At 71.4% G+C, this 24563-nt stretch carries 18 protein-coding genes; 3 read left to right on the forward strand and 15 right to left on the reverse strand.

Annotated elements, in window-relative coordinates; genetic code table 11:
- Window positions 1-397: 397 nt before the first annotated feature.
- Window positions 398-1135: a hypothetical protein gene (locus tag LXT23_RS46770; RefSeq protein WP_253987038.1), complete on the forward strand. Its 738-nt coding sequence runs from the start codon at window positions 398-400 to the stop codon at window positions 1133-1135.
- An 88-nt stretch (window positions 1136-1223) separates the two neighbouring features.
- Here the strand turns inward: LXT23_RS46770 and mxcL are convergent, their stop codons facing one another.
- The 15 genes from mxcL to LXT23_RS46845 all read right to left on the reverse strand — a co-directional run bounded on the left by mxcL (window position 1224) and on the right by LXT23_RS46845 (window position 22592).
- Window positions 1224-2501 carry a myxochelin B biosynthesis transaminase MxcL gene (gene mxcL, locus LXT23_RS46775; RefSeq protein ID WP_253987039.1) on the reverse strand — a complete coding sequence of 426 codons (1278 nt, stop codon included), beginning with the start codon at window positions 2499-2501 and terminating at the stop codon, window positions 1224-1226.
- A 29-nt stretch (window positions 2502-2530) separates the two neighbouring features.
- Window positions 2531-3772, reverse strand: a complete 1242-nt coding sequence (gene mxcK / locus LXT23_RS46780) for a myxochelin export MFS transporter MxcK (protein ID WP_253987040.1) — start codon at window positions 3770-3772, stop codon at window positions 2531-2533.
- 149 nt (window positions 3773-3921) lie between these two features.
- Window positions 3922-4728 carry a TonB family protein gene (locus LXT23_RS50565; RefSeq protein ID WP_253987041.1) on the reverse strand — a complete coding sequence of 269 codons (807 nt, stop codon included), beginning with the start codon at window positions 4726-4728 and terminating at the stop codon, window positions 3922-3924.
- Entirely contained in the window at window positions 4715-5173 is a 459-nt protein-coding gene (locus LXT23_RS46790) for an ExbD/TolR family protein (RefSeq protein WP_253987042.1), read from the reverse strand. Before LXT23_RS46790 ends, LXT23_RS50565 begins: the two co-directional genes overlap by 14 nt.
- A 2-nt stretch (window positions 5174-5175) precedes the next feature.
- The gene (locus LXT23_RS46795) at window positions 5176-5886 is read right to left on the reverse strand and encodes a MotA/TolQ/ExbB proton channel family protein (RefSeq protein WP_253987043.1); all 711 of its coding nucleotides are present in this window, start codon (window positions 5884-5886) and stop codon (window positions 5176-5178) included.
- Window positions 5887-5970: 84 nt separating this feature from the next.
- Window positions 5971-7227 carry a hypothetical protein gene (locus LXT23_RS46800; protein ID WP_253987044.1) on the reverse strand — a complete coding sequence of 419 codons (1257 nt, stop codon included), beginning with the start codon at window positions 7225-7227 and terminating at the stop codon, window positions 5971-5973.
- A 59-nt stretch (window positions 7228-7286) separates the two neighbouring features.
- Window positions 7287-9791, reverse strand: a complete 2505-nt coding sequence (mxcH, locus tag LXT23_RS46805; protein ID WP_253987045.1) for a TonB-dependent siderophore myxochelin receptor MxcH — start codon at window positions 9789-9791, stop codon at window positions 7287-7289.
- A 203-nt stretch (window positions 9792-9994) separates the two neighbouring features.
- Window positions 9995-11368, reverse strand: a complete 1374-nt coding sequence (locus LXT23_RS46810; RefSeq protein WP_323379166.1) for a class II 3-deoxy-7-phosphoheptulonate synthase — start codon at window positions 11366-11368, stop codon at window positions 9995-9997.
- The gene (gene mxcG / locus LXT23_RS46815; RefSeq protein ID WP_253987047.1) at window positions 11368-15729 is read right to left on the reverse strand and encodes a myxochelin non-ribosomal peptide synthetase MxcG; all 4362 of its coding nucleotides are present in this window, start codon (window positions 15727-15729) and stop codon (window positions 11368-11370) included. Before mxcG ends, LXT23_RS46810 begins: the two co-directional genes overlap by 1 nt.
- 17 nt (window positions 15730-15746) lie before the next feature.
- A complete protein-coding gene (locus LXT23_RS46820; protein WP_253987048.1) occupies window positions 15747-16628 on the reverse strand; it encodes an isochorismatase family protein in 882 nt (293 codons plus the stop codon).
- 18 nt (window positions 16629-16646) lie between these two features.
- Window positions 16647-18284, reverse strand: a complete 1638-nt coding sequence (locus LXT23_RS46825; protein WP_253987049.1) for a (2,3-dihydroxybenzoyl)adenylate synthase — start codon at window positions 18282-18284, stop codon at window positions 16647-16649.
- Window positions 18281-19504 (reverse strand): isochorismate synthase DhbC, encoded by a 1224-nt coding sequence (gene dhbC / locus LXT23_RS46830; RefSeq protein ID WP_253987050.1) that lies wholly within the window; start codon window positions 19502-19504, stop codon window positions 18281-18283. Before dhbC ends, LXT23_RS46825 begins: the two co-directional genes overlap by 4 nt.
- 87 nt (window positions 19505-19591) lie before the next feature.
- A complete protein-coding gene (locus LXT23_RS46835) occupies window positions 19592-20365 on the reverse strand; it encodes a 2,3-dihydro-2,3-dihydroxybenzoate dehydrogenase (protein ID WP_253987051.1) in 774 nt (257 codons plus the stop codon).
- Window positions 20366-20495: 130 nt separating this feature from the next.
- Entirely contained in the window at window positions 20496-22094 is a 1599-nt protein-coding gene (locus tag LXT23_RS46840) for an adenylate/guanylate cyclase domain-containing protein (RefSeq protein WP_323379167.1), read from the reverse strand.
- A gap of 93 nt (window positions 22095-22187) precedes the next feature.
- Complete coding sequence (locus LXT23_RS46845; protein WP_253987052.1) at window positions 22188-22592, reverse strand: hypothetical protein; 405 nt, start codon at window positions 22590-22592, stop codon at window positions 22188-22190.
- Between the two features lie 229 nt (window positions 22593-22821).
- Between LXT23_RS46845 and LXT23_RS46850 the strand changes: the two genes are divergently transcribed.
- Together LXT23_RS46850 and LXT23_RS46855 are read left to right on the forward strand one after the other, a co-directional pair.
- Window positions 22822-23502 carry a Crp/Fnr family transcriptional regulator gene (locus LXT23_RS46850; protein WP_253987053.1) on the forward strand — a complete coding sequence of 227 codons (681 nt, stop codon included), beginning with the start codon at window positions 22822-22824 and terminating at the stop codon, window positions 23500-23502.
- A 207-nt stretch (window positions 23503-23709) separates the two neighbouring features.
- Window positions 23710-24492: a cyclic nucleotide-binding domain-containing protein gene (locus LXT23_RS46855; RefSeq protein WP_253987054.1), complete on the forward strand. Its 783-nt coding sequence runs from the start codon at window positions 23710-23712 to the stop codon at window positions 24490-24492.
- The last annotated feature ends 71 nt before the right edge of the window (window positions 24493-24563 follow it).

The following is a 24563-nucleotide window of genomic DNA, read 5'->3' on the forward strand; positions in this document are numbered from 1 at the left end:
AAGTGGAAGCGCGCGACGCGAGACTGGACATGGGATGCAGGGATGGGAGGCGGAGTCGGCGACGGTCACCGCATCAGCGCGGTTCCGCGGTCAGCGCCCCACAACAGCTCCGTCGGATGGACGGGGCAGAACCTGTCGAAAGTTGAAGTCTCAAAGCCCAGCGTCGGATTGAAAAGTCCGCCACCTCATATCACACGGCAATATGGGGGCAGAGCGTTCGAATCCTCTTGACAATGAAGACGGAGGCCGACGGTTCGCCTCCCGCCAGGAGGGCAGCCAGGGGAGCACTTCGGCTTCGGCCCCGTGCAGCCCGCGCCCCAGGAGCCTGCCAGCAGGTGCGCCGTCGCTTCACCGGCGCCCGTCACTTCCACCCGGGTGCGTGCTTGGATGCCTGGCCATGAGCATCCCGAGCCCGTCACCCGAGGCGGCGTCGCCGTGGCCCCTGTGGAGGCGCTGGGTGGCCGCCAACACCGTGGCGGAGCTGGTGGGCCTGGGAGGCTCGGCCGTCGTGGCGGTGGGGCTGGCCTCCACCACCGACCGGATGGGCGTGCCCGGCGTCGTGCTGATGGCGCTGGCGATGATTGCCATCGGCACCTTCCTGGAGGGCGTGCTGGTGGGGTTGCTGCAAGGCGGGGTGCTGCGGCGCGCCCTGCCGGCGATGCCGGTGAAGGCCTGGGTGGGGGCCACCGCGCTGGGGGCGGGCATCGCGTGGACGCTGGGCATGCTTCCCAGCTCCGTCATGCAGCTGGTGATGGACTCAGGCGGCGCACAGCCGGCTGCGTCCCCGCCCGTCATCAGCGAGGCGCTGCAGGTCGTGATGGCGGCCAGCATGGGCGTGGTGCTGGGCCCCTTCCTCGCCGTGCCGCAGTGGCGCGTGCTCCGGCGCTACGTGGCGAGGGCGGGCTGGTGGGTGCCGGCGAACTCGGCGGCGTGGGCGGTGGGGATGGTGCTGGTGTTCCAGGCCGCGGGCTCCACGCCGTGGCCGCTGACGCCGGCAAAGCTGGCGGTGCCGGTGGTGCTGCTCTGCCTCGCGGGCGCGGCGGTGGGCGCCGTCCACGGCGCGGTGCTGGTGTGGCTGCTGCGGCAGGGCCCGCCCGGCTCGACCTCCACCGGGAGCCTGGCCGGGCACTCCTGACTCCAGCCACGCGCGCTGCTCGCGATGCTCGAGACGGAGCGCCGTCGGGCGGGGCGCCACCAGTCACACCCCGCCCGCCGCCGCCTCCTCAGGCGGCGCTGCTGACCGCCTGGAGCGAGCGCATCACCTCGGCGGCCATCTCGATGGTGTGCTCGATCTGCTCCTCGGTGTGCACCGCGCAGAGGAAGTTGACGTCGCGGCGCAGCAGCACGCCGCGCCGGGCCATGCCGGCCTGGAACGGCAGCATCTTCTTCGCGTGCTCCGCCGGGTCCTTCGCGAAGAGGAAGAAGGGAATCGCGTCGTACCCGGACACGCGCAGGGTGGAGCCCAGCTGCTCGGCGTGGGCGTTGATGCCCTCGCGCAGCCTGCGGCCCAGCTTGGCGATGTGCTGGATGTAGTCGCTCTTCCGGTAGTGCGCGATGACCGCCTCACACACCGCCAGCGACAGCAGCTCGCCGCCGAAGGTGGTGGACACCTGCAGCTCGCTCAGCCGGCTCATGTGCCGGGCCGGGCCGGCGATGGCGGACAGCGGCATGCCCGCGGCGATGCTCTTGGACAGACACACGATGTCCGCCCGCACGCCGAAGAACTCCTGGCCACCGCCGAGCGCCAGGCGGAAGCCCGTCACCACCTCGTCCATCACCAGCAGGACGCCGTGGGCGGTGCAGGTCTCTCGCACCTGCTTCATGAACTCCGGCGTCACCGGCCGGTTGTAGGGCACGGACAGGAGCACGGCGGCCAGCTGGCTCGCGTTCTTCTCGATGGCGGCCAGCAGCGCCGGCTCATCCGGCGGGGTGAACAGGGGCATGCGCGTCGTCAGCGACGCCAGCGCCGCGGGCACTCCCGGCGTGTCGTACATGAAGTGGTCGTGCCAGCCGTTGTAGCCGACGGTGATGATCTTCTCCTTGCCGGTGACGTGGCGCGCCAGGCGCACCGCCGCGGACGTGGCATCCGCGCCCGTCTTGAAGAACCGCGCCATCTCCGCGCCGGGGATGACGTCGATCAGCGCCTGCACCGAGCTGACCTCCACGGGCGTGGGCAGCGAGTGGAGGATGCCTTCCTCCAGGTGCTTGCGGATGGTGTCCACCACGGCCGGGTGGTTGTGGCCCAGCATGTTGGCGCCCAGGCCGCTGATGAAGTCGATGTACTCCTGACCATCGGCGTCCTCCACCAGCGTGCCCTGGCCCTTGACGAGGAAGACGGGGAACGCGCCGGGCGCGAAGTGCTCCGGCTTCTTCATCATCGACTGGGTGACGCCGGGGACCAGCCGCCTGGCCTCCTCCAGGAGTTGGTTGGAGCGGTCGAGCCGGAGCTCGCCCTGGATGGGGCGGGGAAGGGAGGGGTGCTTCCGTACGGGGGTATCCATGGGGGGTTTCCTTTGGATGGGACTGCGCTTCACGTCAGGGACTGTCTCGGTTCGGTGCCTTGCGGCGCTCGAACGGCGCTCCTGGTGAAGGCCCAGAGAATGGAGAGGGAGAGGGTGGTTACCGCGACGGCCAGCCAGCCCGCCGCGCCAAAGCCGATGAGCGCTCCGCCCGGCGCCGTGGCGAGCATCAGCCCACTGACCCAGGCGGACAGGCCGGAAGCCGCATCGCTCGCGGCCATGTTGACGGCCATGAAGCGTCCGCGCAGCGCCGGTGGCACCTTCGCGGAGATGAGCGCGATGGCGGGAATGGCCCGAGTGGACGTCAGGGCCATGAAGACGACGAACACGCCCATCACCACCGGCAGCGGTGACGGCGGCAGGTGCGTGAAGACGAGATGGGGTCCCACCGTGCCGATGAGCAGCCACGCGAGCACCCGGGCCGCGCCGTGGCGGTCCGCCAGCTGGCCCATCTTGCGCGCCGTGAACAGCGTGGCGGCACCACCCGCCAGGTACACCCAGGGCAGGTCCGTCTGCGTGAGGCCGACGTTTCCGACCATGTACGCGCTCAGGTATGGAATCAGCAGGAAGCTGGAGAACACCACGCTGAACGTCAGCGCCCAGCCCAGCACGAGCTGCGGTGACACCAGCGCCGCCAGCGGATTCTCCTGACGCTTCCCGGGCGCGGCGGTGAGGTGCTGGTCGAGCGCGGGCAGGAGGCGTGCGAGGCCGAGCCACGCGATGGCGGCGAGGCCGCAGATGACCCAGAAGGGCATGCGCCAGCCCAGTACGCTCGCGAGCCCCAGGCCCAGCGGTACGCCCGCGACCGCGGACAGGCCCAGGGTGGACAGCACCGTGCCGATGGCCCGGCCCCGGCGCTCCGGCGGCACCACGTCCGCGACGATGGCCATGATGACGGCCGACATCAGCCCCGCGCACGCTCCCGCCAGCGTCCTCGCCGCCAGCAGCCAGAGGTGGCTCTGCGCCGCGCCGCAGGCCAGCGTGGCGGCGATGAACCCCGCGTAGATGACGAGCAGCGTGCGCTTGCGGTCGAACCGATCCACCCAGAAGACGCCCAGCACGCCCATGGCCGCCGAGGCCAGCGTGTACGCGGAGACCAGGGCGCCGAACTGGGCCGTGGACAGGCTGAACAGCCGGATGAACTCCGGCCCCAGCGGCATGATGATCATGAAGTCCATCAGGTGCGTGAACTGCACGCAGGCCAGCAGCAGCACACGCAGGCGTTCCTGACGCGGAGGGGATGAGGACGTCACGAGAGACACCAGGACCGGAGGGGCAGAAGCGCTGGGACCGAGGCAGGGGGCACCCTCAGGCGTTGCTGCCGCAGAGGGGATGAGGGCGTCACGAGAGGCTCCGGGACCGGCGGGCCTCTGTGGGCCTCGAGGAAGAGAAGGTGCTGCGCTCAGCGCCGCTTGAAGCGGACGCGGATGGGCGGTGAGGTGGCCACGTAGGGCTGGCCACCGCGGTCCAGGGCGGGGTCGAAGCGTGCATTGCGAGCACACTCGAGCGCGGCGGCGCCAAAGCCGTGGCCCGGGTCGGACACCAGCTCGCTGGAGGTCACCCGGCCGCCGGTGTCCACGACGACGCGCAGCACCACCGTCTGCTCGTCCACGCGGAGCGCGTCCGCCTCGCGGGGCCAGGGGCAGCTCCAGTTGCGCGCGGGCAGCTGGACGGGCCGTGCGCGGCTCGTGCCTTCACCCTCCGCCTCGCCAGCCACATCGGCCGGGCCGTGCACGGCCTGGGTGGACGTCCCCTTGGAAGCCGTCACGCCACCGGCATAGCGAGGGGCGTTGCCCGTGGCGATGTCGAAGCCGGTGAAGTCGAGCGGCTCCGCCTCCTTCGCGGCGACCACCTCCGCGGCCTGCGCGGGCGCGGGAGGCGGAGACTCGCGATTCGACGGACGGGAGGCGCGAGGGCGACTCGGAACGGTCTCGCTCCGGGCCGCGCGCGGCGGCTCCTTCGGCGCTGGCGCTGGCGCTGGCGCGGGCGGCGGAGGCAGCTCCACCACGTGGTCGATCTGGAGGGTCCGCTTGGGCGCGGTCACCACGTCGGGGCGTGCGTTGTCCTTCCAGGCCCGCCAGGCAAACGCCCCCGCGGCGCCATGGAGCGCGACGGTGGCCAGCACCGCCCACGCGGCGCCGCCGGACTTCTTCGGGCCTCCGGCGCGGAGGATGATGTCCGCGAGGCTCGCGGGCTCAGGGAGTGGCACGCCCGTCCTCCGCGGGTGCTTCGCCAGGCGCCGGGGCGGCCGGCTCCGGATGCACCGTGCCGAAGGCCACCCGCGTGAGGCCGGACTCCTTCAGCTGGTCCAGCACCGCGATGACCCGGCGGTGGGGCACCGCGCCGTCCGCCTGGATGACGGCGCGCAGCTCGGGGTCCTTCGCCCGCGCCTGGCGGGCCCGGTCCTTCAGCACCGCGTCGTCCATGGGCACTCCGTCCACGAAGAGCCGGCCGTCCGCGGTGATGGAGACAGCAAAGACGGTCTGCACGTCCTCGCTCTGCGACGCCTGGGGCAGGTCGAGCGGCACGGCGGGGCTGTCCACCAGCCTGGCGGTGACCATGAAGATGATGAGCAGCACCAGCATGATGTCGACGAGCGGCGTGACGTTGATGCCCTCGATGAGCCCGCCTCGGGGCTGGGTTCCTCCGGCCATGGCTAGAGCCCTCCCACGGCCGGCCCATGGCCCCGGGCTGTGTCGGAAGGCGAGGCGTCTCCGCGCTCACGCACGGACAGGTACGCCAGCACCAGGTTCGTCAGCGCCTCGGTGTCCGAGAGGATCTGCGCGATGCGCCGCTGGAAGTAGTTGTACGCGGCCACGGCGGGCAGGGCGACGCCGATGCCGATGGCCGTCGCCACCAGGGCCTCCGCGATGCTGCCCATCACCGCGTTCGACGCGACCTGGCTCGTGCGGCCCCCCATGCCCGCGCCCTGGCTCAGCTCCTCGAAGGCCAGGAGCACGCCGATGACCGTGCCGAACAGCCCGAGGAACGGCGCGTTGTTGCCGAGCGTGCCGAGGAACGCGAGGCGGTGCTCCAGCGTCGAGCGCTCGATGGCGAGCGCGCTCTGCATGCCCTTCTCGGCCGCCGTCATGCCCCGGGGCGCCAGCCGGATGCCCGCGCGCGCCACCATGGCGCCCACGGACGTTTGCTTCTCCAGCGCCGCGAGCGCCTGGGGAAAGTCACCGCTCGCGAGCGTCCGGTCCAGCACGGCGGACAGCTCACGCAGGGTGTCCTGCTTGCCGCGGAACACGACCCAGCGCTCGACGATGATGCCGATGCTGACCAGGGACAGGGCGAACAGCAGCCAGAGGACCCAGTTGGCCCCCCACTGCACGAAGAGGTTCTTGATGACATCCACGATGGGCATGGGCGTGTTTCCGTCTCAGGGTCGTCGTGAAGGTCACGGCGCCGGGAGGGGCCAGAGCCACCCCCGGCGCCTGGGAGGTCCTGCTCAGCGCACCTGCACGAAGGAGAACGCCAGGCCCTGGGTGGAGAACCGCACCTGGCCCTGGCCGTTCGACAGCTCGCGGAAGTTCGTCGTGGTGGAGCTGTTCGTGAACTCGGTGAACAGGCTCCGGCCGCCGGCGACCTCGTGGATGAACGTGCTACCGGTGCTCGCGGGGAGCCCGGCGACCTTCGTGGCCACCAGCGTGCTCAGGTTCAGCTGCCACCACGTCCACGCCTGGGCGCTCGCCACCACGCGGGGGTGGGTCCCCGGGGCGACCGTGTAGACAGTCTCATCCAGCACGCGCAGGTACGCGCTGCCCTGCGGGCCGGGGAGCAGCGAGCCCGTCGTGGCGCCGGCCGTCAGCGCGCTCAGGTCCCGCTGGAAGCTCGCGTCGAACTTCTTCGTCGTGGGGTCGAACCGGAGCAGGCAGGGCACGGGCGTCTCGCCGCCAGCGACGCGGAACACCGCGGCGCCGTACACCTCGGTGGCCAGGTAGACCATGCCATCCGGGCCCACCACGCCGTCACGGACGTAGCCGCAGCGGGTGTCCGTCTCCACGACCGCCGAGTCGTTGGTCGTGTCGACGACGACGACGCCGGCCTGCTTGGTGATGCCCACACCGGCGGACGGGCGCCAGCCCACGGGCATGATGACGAGGTTGCCCACGCGCACCGGGTGCGTGGCGAAGGTGGTGATGGCGCCCGCGACGGTGAGCTGGGGCAGGCTGATGGCGTTGGTGACCGTCATCTCGGTCGGGTTCCAGACGATGGCCTGCGCGGTGCGGCCGTCGAAGTAGTAGGCCTTGGTGGCGGAGACGAACTGGAACTGGTTCTGGTACTCGCCAATCGAGGCCACGCCGCGGCCCTCGAAGCTCACGCGCCCGGCCTCCTCCAGCTCGCCGCCGGCCGTCAGGTTGTAGCGGGTGACCTGGGCGCCCTCGCTGCTGCTCACGTACAGCGAGCCCGACTTCGGGATGCCCGAGCCCAGGGCGCGCCCGGGGACCTCGATGGCATCCTCCAGCGACAGCGGCTCGGTCAGCTCCACCGTGTCCGTCAGCTGGACGTAGCTCTGCGACTCGCCCGACGTGTTCACCTGCGTGATGACGGCGTACATGGGCTTCTGCTCGCCCGCGTCCGGGACCTGCGTGCCGGCGTCCGGCGTCGGGTTCGGGTCGGTGTCGTCGCTGCAGGCGGCGAGGAAGCACGTGGCGAGCAGGGTGACGAGGAGGCTGGGTACGCGGGAGCGAGGCGAGGGTCTCATGAAGAAGGCGTTCCTTTTGGCGGGGGGTGTTCGGTGCTGCGTGTTCGGTGCAGAGGCGTTCACAGCTCGGCGACCACCTTGGCGGACAGCGTCCTTCCGGGGCGCTGCACGCCGTAGAAGTCGAAGGCGCGTGCGTCGGTGAGGTTCTGCGCGTCGAGCGTCCAGCTCAGCGTGGTGGGCCCGCTGCGGATGACGTAGGTGAGGGCCAGCGAGTGCAGGAACTGGGACGAGATGACCGTCTTGGTGTCCTCGCGGCCCAGCTTCTCCCACGCGCGGAAGAACGAGTGGACGTAGCGCGTGTGCCAGGTCAGCGACAGCGCGTCGCGCGGGCTGAGGACGTCGTCGAGCTGGAGCCGCGCGCTGCCATTGCCCAGCACGTGCGGCTGGTTCGGGATGCGCTGGCCCTCGAAGTCGCCGAAGGGGCCGTCGCTGGAGACGTTGCGGAGGTCCAGCCAGGTGACGTTGCCGTCGAGCGAGAGGAGCCCCTCCGGAGACGTCCACCCGGCCGCGCCAGTGGTGCCCAGGGCGCGCGCGGTGATGACGTTCTGGTAGGTGAAGTAGCCCTGCTCGCCCAGGCGGATGATGAGCTGGTCCGCGAGCCGGCCGAACCCCGCCACGCTGCCCCGGAACGCGCCCGCGCGGGTCTCCGGCAGGTCCAGCGTCAGCTCGAGGTTGACGTTGTGGCTGGTCTCCCGCTCCAGGTCCAGGTTCTCGCCGGTGAGGATGCCGTCGCCCAGCAGCTCGTCCGCGCGCGGAAGGCGCGTGGCCCACTCGTAGGAGGCCTTGGCGGACAGCTGGCGTGACAGGCGGAAGCGGAGGCTGTCGCCGAAGCCGGGCTCGAAGGTGTCCTTGTTGAAGGGCACGAAGGTGTTGCTCGGCAGGAGCCGGTCCACGCGCAGCAGCTGGCCGTACAGCTTGAGGAACGCGATGTTCTCCAGGCGCCCGTCGAAGGCGTCCAGCTCGTACTCGGCGCCACCGACGAGGGTGGAGATGGCGCGCTTCCCGGACAGCGGGTCCAGCTCTCCCCGGGCCCTGAGCTGGCGGTCCTCACCCGTCCGCGTCACCAGCGTGGGCGCGAGCGAGAAGCGCAGCGCGTGGTCGGTGGCGAGGTTCCAGGCGAGGTTGAGGCGCGCGAAGCCCGTGCCCTGGTTCACCGACCTGTCGATGGCGCGCGACTCCGTCTCCCCCTGCTGGGGCAGCTCGCGGATGCAGCGGCCGTACCAGTCGTAGGCGCAGCGGCCCAGGTCCGCGAAGCGCGCCTCGCGCGCCACGTAGCCGCCCACCGCGTCGACGAGCAGCGACGCGCCGAAGGTGTGCTCGTAGCGGAGGGTGGCGCCCGCGGAGGTGTTGCCGGAGTCCACTTCGCCGTACTTCGCCTTCATCGCGGTGTCGTGCTGGATCTCCTTCGCGGCGTCGCTGGCGAAGGCGCGCAGCAGCAGGCGCCGCGCCCAGGGGCGGTCCACGAAGCCGGCCTCGACGCCGCCGCCGAGCGCACGGTAGGCATCGTGGAAGCGGGGCAGGGTGGCGGGAACGGGCCGGCCCTGCGAGTCGTCCACCGTCACGTCGATGAGGTAGTCGTTCGGGCTGGAGTCGAAGAAGCCGCTGGCGCGGACGAAGAGGCCCCGGGACTCGACCAGGTGCCGCCCGCTCACCGTGAGCCGGTGCGTGTCGAAGGAGCCGAGCTCGTAGGACGCGGAGGCCCGCGTCCCCTGGATGTCGTCGATGGTGACGAGCTGGACCGCGCCTCCCAGCGCATCCGCGCCGAAGCGGATGGGGACGACGCCCTGGTAGAGCTCCACGCGCTGGATGAGGTTGACCGGGACGCTGGCGAAGTCGGGCCCGAAGCCGGCCAGCTCCAGGGGGACGCCGTCGATGAAGAAGCGGACCTGCTCGTCCGTGAGTCCGGCCAGGGAGAAGCGGGCCCGGCTGCCGAGCCCTCCGGCGCGCTGGACGTTGATGCCCTGCGTGCGCGCCAGCGCCTGTCCCAGGTCCACGGCCTCGCGCTGCAGGTTCTCGGTCTCGATGACCTGCACCGCTTCGGCGGACTGCCGCCGGCGCTCCGCTTCGGACTCGCCCTCGACGGTGACCTCGATGGCCTCCTCGGTACTGGCCGGTGCGGCGCTCCCCTCGGCGGGGACTGCGGTGCGCGCGGGCTCGGGCGCCGCCTGGGCTGCGGGCTCGGTGCGCTCTGGCGCGGGCGCTACCCCGGCGGAGGCCTCCGTGTGCCTTGGAGGGGCCACCGTCTGCACGGAGGCCTCCGCTGTGGGTAACCGGAACTCGTAGCTGTACGCGATGCGCGAAGGCATCGGCGTCCCGTTGCGCTTCGCGGGCTCGAAGCGGAAGCGGAGCGCGGCCTCGCGGGCGGCCTCGTCGAAGCCGTGCCCCGCGGGCGCCAGCACCTCTGCCTCCGTGACCTGGCCTCGCGCGTCCAGCGTGAGGCGCAGCAGCACCGTCGCCTCCAGTCGCGCGCGCTCCGCCTCGGCCGGGTAGGTCGCCGCGAAGAACTCCAGGAGCTTCGGCGGCTCCAGGGCCGGCGGTGCCGCGGGGCCGGCCTCCTGCTGCACGGGCGGAGGTGCCTCACTTCCGGCCCGCGCCGCTCCGGTGAGCAGCAATCCACCCAGCAACGCAGTGGCGGAAAGCCCGCGGCCCCACGCACGTACCCGGCAAGCGGCCGGTGACATGATTATGAGAATGGTTCTCATTTTCATCGCGTGGGGATGGACGTGTAGTTGTCCAGGGCCGGCACTGTCAAGAACGCTCTGGAATTTCAGGCGGCGCGAGCGCGTGGCGTGTGTGGGAGCTGGAGTGACTCGGCCACCATGAACGCGAGCTGGAGGGCCTGGTCCGCGTTGAGGCGCGGGTCGCAGTGCGTGTGGTAGCGGCTGGACAGCTCGTCTTCCGACACGGGGAACGAGCCGCCCAGGCACTCGGTGACGTGCTGTCCCGTCATCTCCAGGTGCAGGCCTCCGGGGTAGACGCCCTCGGCGGAGGCAATCTGCAGGAAGGCGCGCACCTCCGAGAGGATGCGGTCGAAGGAGCGCGTCTTGTAGCCGTTGCTCGCCTTGTGGGTGTTGCCGTGCATCGGGTCGATGGACCAGATGACGGGACGGCCATCCTTCCGGGTGGCGGCCATCAGCCGGGGCAGGCTCTCGGAGACCTTGTCCGCGCCGAACCTGCCGATGAGCGTCAGCCTCCCGGGAATGCCCTTCGGGTTCAGGACATCCACCAGCCGCAGCAGCTCGTCCGGCTCCATGGTGGGGCCGCACTTGAGGCCGATGGGGTTCTCGATGCCGCGCATGAACTCCACATGGCCGCCGTCGAGCTGCCGGGTGCGCTCGCCAATCCAGAGCATGTGCCCGGAGGTGTCGAGCCAGCCTCCGGTGTGGGGCTCGGCGCGGGTGAGCGCCTCCTCGTAGTTGAGGAGCAGGGCCTCGTGGCTGGTGAAGAAGTCCACCGGGCCGGGGCCGGGCTGCGGCGCGGGGGCGCCGTGGAGGGCATGCATGAAGCACAGCGACTGGAAGATCTTGTCCGCCAGCCCGCGGTAGAGGTCTCCCTGGGGGCTGCTCGCGACGAAGTCGAGCGTCCACCGGTGGAGGTTGCAGAGGTCCGCGTAGCCGCCCTGGGCGTAGGAGCGCAGCAGGTTCAGGGTGGCGGAGGACTGGTGGTAGGCCATGAGCAGGCGCCGCGGGTCGGGCGTGCGCTCGCGGGCATCGAAGTCCATGCCGTTGATGATGTCGCCGCGGTAGCTGGGCAGCGTGATGCCGCCCACCGTCTCCATGGCGCTGGAGCGCGGCTTGGCGAACTGGCCGGCGATGCGGCCCACCTTCACCACCGGCCGGCCTCCGGCGAACGTCAGCACCACCGCCATCTGGAGGAGGAGGCGGAAGGTGTCGCGGATGTTGTCGGAGGTGAACTCCTTGAAGCTCTCCGCGCAGTCGCCGCCCTGCAGCAGGAACGCCTTGCCCTCGGCGACCTGCGCGAGCCCGGCGGTGAGACGCCGTGTCTCCGCCGCGAACACCAGCGGAGGCAGGCGCGACAGCTCGCCCTCGACGCGGGCGAGCGTATGCGGGTCCGGATAGTCATCCGGCATGCACCTGACGGGTTTTTCCCGCCAGGAACGAGGGGTCCAATCTCGGGTCATCACAGAGGGGCCGTTTCGGTGTGGGGGCGGGATGCTGACGGGGGAGGCAGCAGTCCCTTGGCAACGCAGTACTCGAGGTAACGGAAGAGGAGGGCGCGGTCCGTCGGCGGGCAGGAGATGCCGGTGCCGTCGAGCGCCTGGAGGACGCGCTCGCATCGGATGGGGCCCAGGCCGAACACCGGCTCGGACGCGCCGGAGCGCAGGTCGAAGAACGCCAGCGTGGTGCCGGTGTCTCCACCGCCGGCCTGCTCCGCGACGCGCGTGCGCCATGCGTCGAGGGGCGTCAGCTCGACGGGGTAGCCGAAGTCCTGGACCCACTGGAACAGCCGGGGGAGCCGCACCTCCGCCGTGGGCGAGAGGTTGAAGACGGTGCCGGGATGGGCCTCGCGCGCGAGGCGCACGAGCGCTCCGGCGACATAGTCCACCGGCGTCCACGTCTCGCCCACGTCCAGGTGGGGCAGGGCGCCCACGGGGATGCCGGCCAGCAGGATGCGCCAGACCAGGTCCTGCGGGTTCACGATGCCGGTGTCGGGCGCTCCGACGACACGGCCCAGCCGGTACACCGTCACCGGCAGGCCGCGCTCTCCGGCCTGCTGGACCAGTCTCTCCGCCACCCACTTGCTCTGCTGGTAGCCGTCACGCAGGCCCGTGTGGGCCGGCACGAAGTCCTCGGGGACGTCTGGATGGAGGTTCGCCTGCGGGGCCACCGCGAGCGTGGAGACGTAGTGGAAGGGCTTGGGGCGCACGGCGGCGGCCAGCTTCAGCAGCTCGCGGGTGCCTCGCACGTTCACCGCCTGGAGGCTGCCGTACTCGCGCACGACGCTGACCACCGCGGCGTTGTGGAAGATGGCGTCGCACTCGGACGCCAGCCCGTGGAAGCGCGCGGCGCCGAGGCCCAGCCACGGCTGGGTCAGGTCCGCGGGGAGCGCCACGACTCGCGTGGCGAGGTCCACCACCGGAAGCTGCTGGCCCGCGAGGGCCTCGCGGATCCGCTCCATCGCATGCGCCTCGTCGCGGGCGCGCACCGGGCAGACCACGCGGGCGTCCGTCTGCCGGAGGAGCTGGTGCAGCAGGTGGGCGCCGACGAAGCCCGTGGCGCCGGTGAGCACGACCTGCCGCATGCGCACCGGGTGCGGCTCGGCGGCCTTCAGCTGCGGGACGACGTCCTCGGGCAGCTCGGCATCCGCGAGCATGGCGGCGGTGAGCCCGCCGGCCTCCGGTGCTGCTTCGCTGCCCTGCTCCAGGGCCCGCGCCAGTCCGGCGGCGGTGGGGTGACGGAACACCGTGGCGACGGCCACCTCGCGGCCCAGCTCGACGCTGAGCCGGTTCGCCACCTGGATGCTCTGGAGCGACTGGCCGCCCAGGTCGAAGAAGTCGTCCCGGGCCGACACGCCGCTCACGCCGAGCACCTGCTCCCAGACGCGCAGCACCAGGCCTTCCAGCCCCGAGGCCGCCTGGCTCACCGGCGTGGGCTCCTCCGCGGGCAGGGTGCGGCGCAGCGAGGACCGGTCGAGCTTCCCGGTGGGCGTCCGGGGCAGCCGCTCGGAGAAGACGAAGGTGCCGGGCACCATGGGCGCGGGCAGGCGGGTGAGCAGCTGCGCGCGCAGCTCCGCCACCGACGGCGCCGGGGCCTCGGCCACCAGGAACGCGCACAGCCGCCGCGAGCCTCCCGGCAGCACCTGCCCGACCACCGCGGCCTCGCGCACACGTGGCAGGCCGAGCAGCACGGTCTCGACCTCGGACGGGTCGATGCGGTGACCGCTGATCTTGAACTCGTCGTCGACCCGGCCGACGAACACGAGCTGTCCGTCCTCGCGCAGCCGGGCCCGGTCACCCGTCCGGTAGGCGCGAGGCGAGCCGGGCAGCGCGTCGAGGCTGACGAACCGCGCCGCGTCCAGCTCCGGGCGCCGCAGGTAGCCACGGGACAGGCCCCGGCCCAGCAGGTACAGCTCTCCCTCGTCGCCCGGTGCGGAGACGTTGCCCTGCGCGTCGACGAGCACCGCGAACACGCCGGGAAGCGGCCGGCCGATGGGGACCTCGTCGGTGGCCTCGGTGCTGCCGCTGAGCGTGGCGACGGTGGCGACCACCGTGGCCTCGGTGGGGCCGTAGGTGTTGAGCAGCTGCACGGCGGGGCCGACGGCGGCGCACCAGCGGGAGACGCGCTCGGGCAGCGCGGCCTCTCCGCCGATGATGACCGTCCGCAGGGTGGAGGGCAGGCGGGCCGAGCCCGTCGACACGCTGTAGGCCAGCTCGTGCCAGAAGGCCGTGGGCAGGTCGAGCACGGTGATGCGGTGCTCGGCGCAGGCCTCGAGCAGCCTCGGCACGGACTGGAGCATCTCATCGGTGCGCAGTACCAGCCGCGCCCCGGCGCACAGGGTGAGGAAGATCTCCTCCACGCTGGCATCGAAGTGCAGCGGGGCGAACTGCAGCACGGTGTCTGCACCGGTGATTCCGTACCGCTGCGTGGCGCCCGCGACGAAGTGGGCCAGCGCGCCCCGGTCGATCTGCACGCCGTTGGGCTGGCCCGTCGAGCCCGAGGTGTAGATGACATACGCGAGCTGCTCGTCCTCGCTCCGGGACGACGGGGGCGTCGGCCCCTGGGGCAGCTCCGTCCTCCGCACCGCGAGGTTGCCGGGAGCCGTCGGGCCCGCGCCCTGCACCGGGGCCGCGCCCTCTGTGGTGATCATCAAGTCGGGGGCGGCGTCGGCGAGGATGGCCGCCGTCCTGGAGGCCGGGCCGAACGGGTCGATGGGCAGGTAGCCCGCGCCGGCGAAGAGCACACCCAGCGCCGCGACGATGGCGTCCAGGCTCCGGGGGAGCATGACGGCCACGGGGGTGTTGGGCCGCACGCCCTCGGCGATGAGCCGGTCCGCCAGGTGCTGGGCTGCCGTCAGGACCTGGCCATAGGTCAGCCGATGCGCCCCGTGCTCCAGGGCGATGGTATCGGGGCGCGCCAGGGCGCGCTCGAGAAAGAGCCCCAGCACGGAGCGCGCGGGCCCGGGAAGCGGCCCGCCGTCGAGCATGGACGTGCGCCCCTCTTCGAAGGGAGCGCGACTCCGGCGCGGCAAGGTCCGGCCCACCGCCTGCTCGGGCTCGTTGACCGACGTCTCCAGGAACTGGAGGAAGTCGCGCTGATGCGCGCCCAGCGTTTCGACGCCGTAGCACACGGGATTGGCGTCGAAGTCGACGCGGATGCCGCCGCCGTCGGACCGGGCGTACATGCCAATCGACAGGTCCTCCACGGGACCTGCGGAGAGGTTGTGCGCGACGGCCGGCATCCCGGCGAAGCGCAGGGCGTAGTCGAACGGCATGATGTTGACGACGGGGCCGAACAGCCGGCGCTGTCCGCCCACCCGCCGCAAGTCCCGGCGCAGCTGCTCATACCGGTAGCGCAGGTGGGGCCGCATGGCGCGCAGCTCCGTCGCCACTTCACGGGCGAGCGCGAGCAGCCCCTGCTCCGGCCGCACCGCCACGCGCAGCGGCACGATGTTCATCGCCATGCACGGCACGCGCAGGGCGGCCGAGCCCAGCCGCGACATCACCGGCAGGCCCAGCACCACCTCGGGGGCGTCCGTCAGGCGGTGCAGCCACGCGGCGGTGGTCGCCAGCACCAGGTCCGGCCAGGTCAGCCCCGCCTGACGCGCGGCCGCCTGCAGCCGCTCCAGCTCGGCGGGGAGCAGGTGCTGCGTCCGGCGCACGAAGGTGGCCGACATGGGCGCGGGCTCTGAAAGGCTGACCGGCGTGGGGCCGTTGGCGAAGCGCCCCGTCCAGAAGGCGCGGTCCAGCTCCGGCTGGGGGCCCGCCCGGTAGGCCGCGTCCTCGTCCAGCACTGCGCGCAGCGAGCCGAAGCCCCCGGTGGCGGGACGCCCCGTCACCCGGGCCGTGTAGAGGTCCGCCACCCGCCGGGCCACCAGCGAGAAGCCGTACCCGTCCAGGGCGATGTGGTGCACGCGCTGGAACCAGAAGAAGCGGTCCGGCGCGGCCTTGAACAGCGCCTCCGCGAAGAGCGGCCCGCGGGCCAGCTCCACGGTCCGCGTCAGGTCCTCCTGCATCCAGGCGCGCGCGGCCGCCCACGGGTCGGACGCCTCGCTGACGTCGACCACGTGCAGGGGCCAGTCCGTCCGGGGCTCGATGAACTGCACGGGCCCTCCCGCCGCGGACACGAAGCGCGAGTGCAGCGCCTCCGCCTCGCCCACCGCCTGGCGCAGCGCGGGCTCGAAGCTGCTCGGGTCCACGGGCCCGCGGATCTCGATGCACTCACCGGCGTTGTACACGGGGCTCTTGAGGTCGAACTGCTGTCCCACCCAGATGCCGTGCTGGGCCGCGGACAACGGCCAGGGTGCTGCCATGGGGTCGCGCATGGACGGAGGCTCCAGGGTCAGGCGTCGGACAGCAGCGCGAACCACTCTTTGAGGGTGGGGCGCTCGGCCAGGTCCACGAAGGTCAGCTCCGCGCCGGCGTTCCGCCACCGCTCGACCAGCGTCATGATGCGGATGGAGTCGAGCCCCCGCTCGAGCAGGTTCTCCTCTTCACCCAGCTCCGCCAGGGGCACCTGCAGCAGCTCCCCCACCTCTTCGCGGATGCGGTTGCGGCTCAGTGGCTTGGGGCCCGCCTGCACCGGGGCGGGGCCCAGCGCGTCGATGACCTGCTGCGTGGTGGGGGTGACGGCGCACAGCTGCGCCGCGTAGCTGAGGGCCAGCTGGTGGTGGGCCAGGGAGAAGTCGCCCAGCGCATCCGCGACGAGGAACGGCCTCACGTCGCTCATGAACGCGTCGCTGGCCGTCTGGAGGCAGCCGATGTGGGCGTAGATGCCGCAGATGAGCAGCTGATCCCTCCCGCGCTCGCGCATGAGGTCGTGGAGCTCGGTCTTCCGGAACGCGCTGTAGCGCCACTTGGTGAGGCGGATGTCGTCTTCGGCCGGGGCCAGCGCGTCGATGATCTGCTTCTGCTCGGTGCCCCCGTTGATGCCGGCGCCCCAGAAGTCCAGCAGCAGCCCGCGCTGCTCGGGCGTCTGCCCTCCGGGCTGGGCCGAGTAGACGACGGGGATGCCCAGCGCGCGGCAGTGCTGCCGGAGCCGCTGGATGTTGGCCACCAGCTCCGTCACCGGAGACTGGCCGGCCGCGAAGACGTCGACGAAGTAGCGCTGCATGTCGTGGATCAGCAGCGCCGCGCGGCGGGGCTCGGGCGTCCAGGAGACCTTGTTCTTGGGCAGGTCTGCCGGGCCGGGCATGGGGTAGGGGGCGATGGCGGGGAGCGCCATGGGGGGATTCCTTTCAGCTCAGCGCGAGGAGGGGGGAGAGGCGTTGGCGGAGGGCGCGCGGGTGAGGGCCTCGCGCAGCGCCTTCTTGCTGACCTTGCCGACGCCGGTCTGGGGGAAGGCTTCGACGAACTCGACCCGGTCGGGAATCTTGAAGGCGGCCAGGCCGCGCTCGCGCAGGAAGGCGGTGAGCGCGGTGGTCGCCGGCGGCGTGCCCCGGGGGATGACGAACGCGCAGGTGCGCTCGCCCAGGAACGGGTCGGGCAGGGCCACCACGGCGGCGTCATGGACGGAGGGGTGGGCCAGCAGGTGGTTCTCCACCTCCTCGGCCGCGACCTTGTCTCCGCCGCGGTTGATCTGGTCCTTCGCGCGGCCCTCCACCACCAGGTAGCCCTCGGGCGTCATGCGGACGAGGTCGCCAGTGCGGTAGAAGCCATCTGACGTGAAGGCCCGCGCGTTGTGGGCCTCGGCCTTGTAGTAGCCGCGGATGGTGTAGGGGCCGCGCGTCAGCAGATGCCCCGTCTCGCCGGGGGCCACGTCGTGGTCCTCGTCGTCCACCACGCGCAGCTCGTCGGCGGGAGACATGGGTCGCCCCTGGGTGGAGATGATGAGCTCCTCGGGGTCGTCTAGCCGGGTGTAGTTGACCAGGCCCTCGGCCATGCCGAAGACCTGCTGCAGCATGCAGCCCAGCGTGGGGCGCACCTTGCGGGCGGCCTCGTTGCTGAGCCGGGCACCGCCCACCTGGAGCACGCGCAGGCTGGACAGGTCGTGCCGGCGTGCCTTGGCGGAGTCCATCCAGATCATCGCCAGCGGGGGAACCAGCGCGGTGAGGGTGACGCGCTCGCGCTCGATGAGCGGGAAGGCCACGTCGGGGCTGGGGTGGAGCGCCAGCACGGCGGTGCCGCCCGCGTAGAAGGTGCCCAGCACACCCGGCGAGCTCATCGGGAAGTTGTGCGCGGCGGGGAGCGCGCAGAGGTACACGCTCGACGCGTCGAGCTGGCAGACCTCCGCGCTGACGCGCAGGCTGTAGATGTAGTCGTCGTGCGTGCGGGGAATCAGCTTGGGGGCGCCGGTGCTGCCGCCGGAGAGCTGGAAGAACGCCACGTCACCGGGCCGGGGCGACGGCAGCACGACGGGCGTGGCGGGCAGCGCGCTCAGCGGGGTGAAGGGGCCCGGCTCGCCGACGACGATGACGTGGCGCAGCGAGGGCACTGCGCCGCGGACCTGCGTGGCCAGGGGGCGGTAGTCGAACCCGCCATGCTTGTCCGGGATGACGTAGGCGACGGCCTCGGTGAACTCGCAGAAGTAGTTGATCTCCGCGCTGCGGTGGGCGGGCAGCGCGAACACGGGCAGCGCGCCCAGGCGGAACAGGGCGAAGATGACCTCGAAGAAGGCGGCGACGTTGGGCAGCTGCACCACCACCCGGTCTCCGGCCCGGATGCCCAGCGCGTGGAAGCCGGCGGCGAGCCGGTCCGCGCGATTGTCGAGCTCCGCGTAGCTCCAGCGCTGCTCTCCGGAGACGAGCGCGGTGCGCTCACCGTGGCGCTGCGCCCGCTCCCGCAGGAGCTGGCCGAACGTCTCCCCTCGCCAGTAGCCCGCCTCCCGGTAGCGGCTGGCAAGGTCCTCCGGCCATCCGGTGCAGCCCGCCAGCGTGCTCACGACTGCACCTCGGCGCCCTGGCCCAGGCCCATGGCCTGGAGCATGGTGCGGAACTTCGCCTCGGTCTCCGCCAGCTCGGACTCGGGCGTGGAGCCCACCACGATGCCCGCGCCCGCGAACAGCCGCAGCGTGTGCGCGTCGGCCTCGGCGCAGCGGATGGTCACCGCCCACTGGCCGTCGCCGCTCGCGTCGCACCAGCCGACCGCGCCGGTGTAGTAGCCGCGGTCGAAGGGCTCGATGGAGCCGATGGCCTCGTGGGCCAGCCGCGTCGGGTAGCCACACACGGCCGGGGTGGGGTGCAGCGCGGCGGCCAGCGCGAGCGAGGAGATGGACGGGTCCGCCAGCTCGCCGGTGATGCGGCTGGACAGGTGCCACATGGTGGCGGTGCTGACGAGCGACGGCTTCGCGGGGACGTCCAGCGTCTTGCAGAACGGCCGCAGCGCCTCCGCCACGGCGTCAATCACCACCGCGTGCTCGTGCAGGTCCTTGGGCGACGTGAGCAGCGCCGCGGCCCGCGCCTGGTCCTCCAGCGGGTCCGGGCTGCGCGCGGCCGAGCCCGCCAGCGGATTGGCCAGCACCTGGAGGCCGGAGCGCGAGACGAGCAGCTCGGGGCTCGCGCCAATCAGCGTGCGGGCGCCCTCGCCGGGCGCGCCGTCCCGCGCCGGCAGGTCCACCGCGAACGTGTAGCCGGAGGGGTTGCGCCAGGCCAGGTTGCACAGCAGCTGCTGGAGGTCGATGGGCGCCGCGGCGCTCAGGTGCAGCGAGCGGGACAGCACCACCTTGCGCAGCGGCCCGCTGCGCATCAGCGTCAGCGCCTGGGCCACGCCGTCCAGGTAGGCGGCGGGCTCCGGCACGGGCCGCACGGTGAAGCGCGCCCCCAGCGGCCGGTGCACCTGGATGTCCGTGTCGAACACCAGCGGCCCCGCGCGCTGGATGGTCATCGGCACCACCAGCTGGGCGGGGACGGCGCCGTCGAAGGGCACCGCGCCCACGGCCACCGGGATGTCGTGGTCGGCCTCGCGTGCGTCCGCGAGCACCGCCGCCACGCGCTGGGGCAGCCGCTCCAGCGCGCCCGGCCCGGCGGTGTGCGGCACGGTGGCGAAGGTGCCGCGTGCCAGCAGCGTCCGCCGGGGCGTCGCGAAGAAGAACGAAGAACCCGCCTCGTAGCTCTCCAGCAACCGCGCGGCGAGCTTCTGTGGGGCCATGGGGCGCTCGGGCATCACTGCCAGCCTCCTGTGACAATAGAATTAGAAATCATTCTCAAAATCCGAACAGAGGTGTTTCGGGGGACGGGGGGCGGCAGGGGACTACGCGCCCAGCGTCGCCCCGCCGTCGACGCAGAGGTCGTGGAGGGTGATGTGGCGGGCCTTGTCGGAGACGAGGAACGCGACGGCGTCCGCGATGTCGGCGGGGGAGGCAATCCGGCGCAGCGGGATGCCCACGCGGAAGGCCTCGGGCGCGCCGGCAATCACTGCCTGCTCGCCGCGCTCGTCGCTCCAGAGCGCGCGCTGCATGGCGGTGTCCGTGGAGCCGGGCGACACGACGTTGCAGCGGATGCCGTGCTGCGCCAGCTCCAGGCCCAGGCACTTGGTGAACATGGTGGAGGCGGCCTTGGACGCCGCGTAGGCGGCCATCTGCATCCGGGGCATGCTGGCGGCGTTGGAGCCGACAGTGACGATGACGCCCTTCTTCCGGGGCACCATGCGCCGCGCGACGGCGCGCGAGACATGGAACACGCCGTGGGTGTTGACGGCGAAGGTGGCCGCCCAGTCCGCGTCGCTCAGGGACACGGCGGGCGCCATGCGCAGCACTCCCGCCACGTTGGCGAGGACTTCGATGGGCCCCAGCTCGCGCTCGATGCTCTCCACGGCCGCGTCCACCGCGGCGCTGTCACTCACGTCCACGGGGAAGGCCGCGGCCTGGCAGCCGCGCTCGCGCAGCTCCGAGACGAGCGACCCCAGCCCCACTTCGTTCCTGTCGAGCGCGGCGATGGTGGCGCCGCCCGCCAGCGCCCGTGCGACCGCGGCACCGATGCCCTGCGCGGCGCCTGTCACCAGCGCCACTCTGGTCGTCGTTCCCATGGGTGCCTTCCGTGTTCGATAGTGAGAATGGTTCTCATTATCAAGACTGAGGGCGACGTAAGTGCCATGGGGTGGCAGCAGTGTCAAGGGTCTGCATGTTTCGCGGTGCTGTCGTGACACGTGCGCGACGTCAGGTCGTCGCGGCGTTCCAGCCCACTCGGTAGAGGGTGAGCGGCGCGTCCTTCCCCTTGACGGGGGTGGGCGGCAGCGGCTCCAGAGACCAGCGCGGGTCCGTCAGCCGCTCGCGGGTGCTCTGGGTGATGAGGACCTCGCCCGGGCCGGCCACGGTGCACACGCGGCTGGCGACGTTGGTGGTGTCGCCGATGGTGGCGTACTGGAGGAAGCGCTTGGAGCCGATGTTGCCCGCCGCCACGGTGCCGCTGTTCAGGCCGATGTGGATTCGCAGCTCCATCTGCTGGCGCGTGCGCAGCGCCTCGTTGAGCTTCAGGAGGGCCTGCTGCATCCGCACGGCCGCGCGCAGCGCGCGGTCGGCGTCGTCCGGGTGGGAGAAGGGCGCGCCCCACGTCGCCATCAGCGCATCGCCGATGTACTTCTCCAGGGTTCCCTCCTGCTCGAACACGATGTCCGCCATGATGGGGAAGTACGCGTTGAGCACGTCCACCACCTCGGTGGGCCGCATGCGCGAGGACAGCTGGGTGAAGCCGCAGATGTCCGAGAAGAGCGTCGTCACCTCGGCTTCACGGGCGCCCAGGTCCATGCCCGAGGTCGACTCCTCCAGCCGCGCCAGGGCGCTGGGCGGGAAGAAGCGCTGGTAGTTGTTGCGGCGGATGGCCTCCTGCTCGATTCGCCGGTACAGCATCGAGTTCTCCAGCGCGATGCCCACCTGGTTGGCGAAGGACGACAGGAACTCCAGGTCCTCCTGCGAGAAGCGCTCCGGGCGCCGGAGGTTGTCGAGGTAGAGGACGCCGAGCAGCTCCTCGCGGGCCTTCAGCGGGGCGCACATGGCCGCGTAGATGGACTGCTGCACGACGGACTCGGCCGTCTCCAGGCGCGGATCCAACCGGGCGTCGGAGAAGAGCGCCGCCACGCCATGCCGCTGCACGTAGGAGGCGATGTGCCGGCTGTAGATGTGGGCCAGCTCCTTGGAGCCATCCGCGGTGCGGGCCACGCGGGGGCGCAGGACGCCGGAGCCGGGCTCCACCAGGAGGATGACGGCGCGGTCCACCTCGAGCACCTGGAAGACCAGCTCCAGCGAGCGCTCCATCAGGCTGTCGATGGTGCCGGGCGAGGACAGGAACTGGCTGACCTTGAGGAGGATCTGCAGCTTGTCCCTGTCCCGCTCCGCCACCGAGGAGGGGCCCAGCTTGAGCGCGGAGGTCCGCTGGTCCGGGGCGGCCAGCAGCTCCTGCATGGAGACCTGCGACAGCATCCGCGCGTCGTGGGTGAGGCTGGGGCTGACGATGTCCTCCGTGTTGTCACCGAGCAGGCGGAAGTTGACCGCGCCGCAGGTGAAGGTGTCCCCGGCCTGGAGCTCCCCGCGGGTGATGCGGACGCCTCCGACGAAGGTGCCATTCTTGCTCTGCAGGTCGGTCAGGACGACCTTGCCGCCGTCGGCGGTGTCGAGCCGGGCGTGCTGGCGGGACAGGCTCCGGTGGAGGACGGCAATCTGGTTCTCCATGTCGCGCCCGATGAAGGTGACGCCTTCCCGGAGCGGGAAGACCTGCTCGTCGGACAGCCCCGGATTCATGACGACCTGGAGGACTCGCACCGCACCACCCCCACGACGACTGCGCGGCCGCTGGACTCCGGCCTCTTCCTCCCTGTCTACCATGAGCGCTGCCCTGGACGCCGGGCCGGCGTGTCACGCGGCGTGACGCGAGACGTCTGTCGTTGGCGCCGCGTCCGTGCGGGGCAGCCCGCGATGCGCCCGGAGCTCTGACAGTAGCGCCCGGGTGCGCTCATGGTCCGGGTCCAGCTGGAGGACGTCCTCACACAGCGCGATGGTGCGCAGCAGCGAGGCCTGTCTCAGGGACAGCCGGGCCGCGGTCTCGAACTCGAGGACGGCCTCACGCGTCCTGCCCAGGGCCCGCAGGATTTCGGCGACCTTCTGGCGGCAGGGGAGGTCCTCGGGGGTCATCTTCAACACCCCCTGGAAGGCCGCGAGTGCCTTCTCCGGGAACCCCGATGCAAGCAGCTCGGCGGCGCGCCTCCGTGCGTCTCGCAGGGCGTCGTCCGGGGTGACGTGGAGGTCTGTCAGCAGGAGCATGGGGCCGTCCCGTTCACTGACGTCGGGTCTGCCACCACGGTAGGGACTGTCACGGGGGATGGCTGTGAAGCAGCTCACTCTCAGGAAATGAAACGGAATACAGGCGATGTATGGATTCCAACCCGTTGCGTTTTACTCTCATACCCTGGCAGCTACTTGCCCAGCCCGGATAAGACGACAGAACAGCCGGAGCGGGAACGCTCCGGCGCGCGTGTTCGAGGGTGCCACCGTGTCCTACTCGCAGCTTCTGGCCCAGGTCTCCATCTTCGAGCAGCTCGGCAGCGAGGACCTCGAGCACCTCTCCGCGCTCCTGCGCACCCGGCGCTATGCGAAGGGAGAGGTCATCTTCCACCAGGGGGATGTGGGCACGGCGCTCTACATCATCCGCAAGGGAGAGGTGGCCATCCGCCTCGCCTCGCCGGATGGGAAGGAGGTCATCCTGGCGCTGCTGGACCGGGGAGACTTCTTCGGAGAGCTGGCGTTGCTGGACGGAGAGCCGCGCTCCACGGACGCCGTCGCGAGGGAGGAGACGGACCTGCTGTCCATCCAGCGTGAGGACTTCCGCTACTTCCTGGATGCGCGTCCGAAAGTGGCGCTCGGGTTGCTGGCCACGCTGAGCCGGATGGTGCGGCACGTCACGCAGCTGGTGCATGACACCACGTTCCTGGATGCGCGGGCGCGCCTGGTGCGTGTCCTGCTCGACCTGGCGCGGAGCCTGGGACAGACGGGCTCCGAGGGCGTGGTGATTCCGCAGCGGCTCACCCAGACGGAGCTGGCCAACCTGTGCGGACTCACCCGCGAGAGCACCAACAAGTGGCTGCGCTTCTACGTCCGCGAGGGGCTGCTCGCCTACGAGGGCGGCCGCATCACCCTCGTCTCACCGGAGCGGCTGTTCCGGGAAGCGGAGTAACGCCTGCCACGCATGTGAAGCGCTTCACTGCGCGCGGGCAACGGCAGACGTACGATCATCCTGCATCACTGCTCCACCATGGGAGAGGTCATGTCGCGTCTGGCCCGCCAACTCCGCGCCTTGTTCACCCGAACCCAACCGGCTTCCCCGACTGGCATCCCGCGTGCCTCCGGGGAGAGACCTGTCACCGCGGCAGGAGGGCTTTCCATGGCGGCATCGATGCCTGTGTGGACGCGGTTCTACCCGGCGGGCCGGACGGTGGTGCGCGAGGGAGACATCGGCGACTCGATGTTCGTCATCGTCGAGGGGAGGGTGGCGGTGATGCGTCAGCCCGACGCCGGCTCCGGGACGACGGTGCGGGAGCTGTCGACTGGAGACTTCTTCGGCGAGCTGGCGCTGGTGACGGACTGCCGGCGCACGGCGAGCGTGGTGGCGGTGGAGCGGACGGTGCTGCTGGAGTTCTCCCGGGCCGGCCTGGAGGAGGCGGGGGCCCGGCACGGAATCCAGGAGGCGGTGGTGCGGATGACGTGTCAGGAGCGGCTGCTGGCCGACGCCTTCCGTGACACCCCGCTGCTCGCCGAGCTGTCACCGGAGCTGAAGCTGGAGCTCGGCTCCGCCTTCGTGCCCTGCGCCGTCGAACAGGGCGAGCTCCTCCTCACCCGGGGCAAGCCAGGCACCGCGCTGTACGTGTTGCTGCGAGGGCGATGTGCCGTGTTCCACACCCACAATGACGGCCACACCACCCCCTATCCGGACCTCGAGGAGGGGGCCGTCTTCGGAGAGGTGTCCCTGCTGCGCGGCCGGCCCGCTAGCGCGACGGTGAAGGCGGCGACGCCCTGCACGCTGCTGCGGGTGGAGCGCGACGTCTTCAGGAAGTTCTTCCTGGGTGAGCCCGCGCTGCGTCGCGCGCTGGTGCGCCTGGGGTTGGAGCGGATGACCCGTACATTGCAGGTCATGGTTCGCTCCCCGTATTCGATGTGCAGTGACTGAGCGAGCGAGACAAAGCGCGTCATGAGACATGGAGCCCCCCGCCCGGCAGCTCCATTCAGCTCCTGATAGTC

The organism is Pyxidicoccus xibeiensis (genome assembly GCF_024198175.1).
GTDB classification, from domain to species: domain Bacteria; phylum Myxococcota; class Myxococcia; order Myxococcales; family Myxococcaceae; genus Myxococcus; species Myxococcus xibeiensis.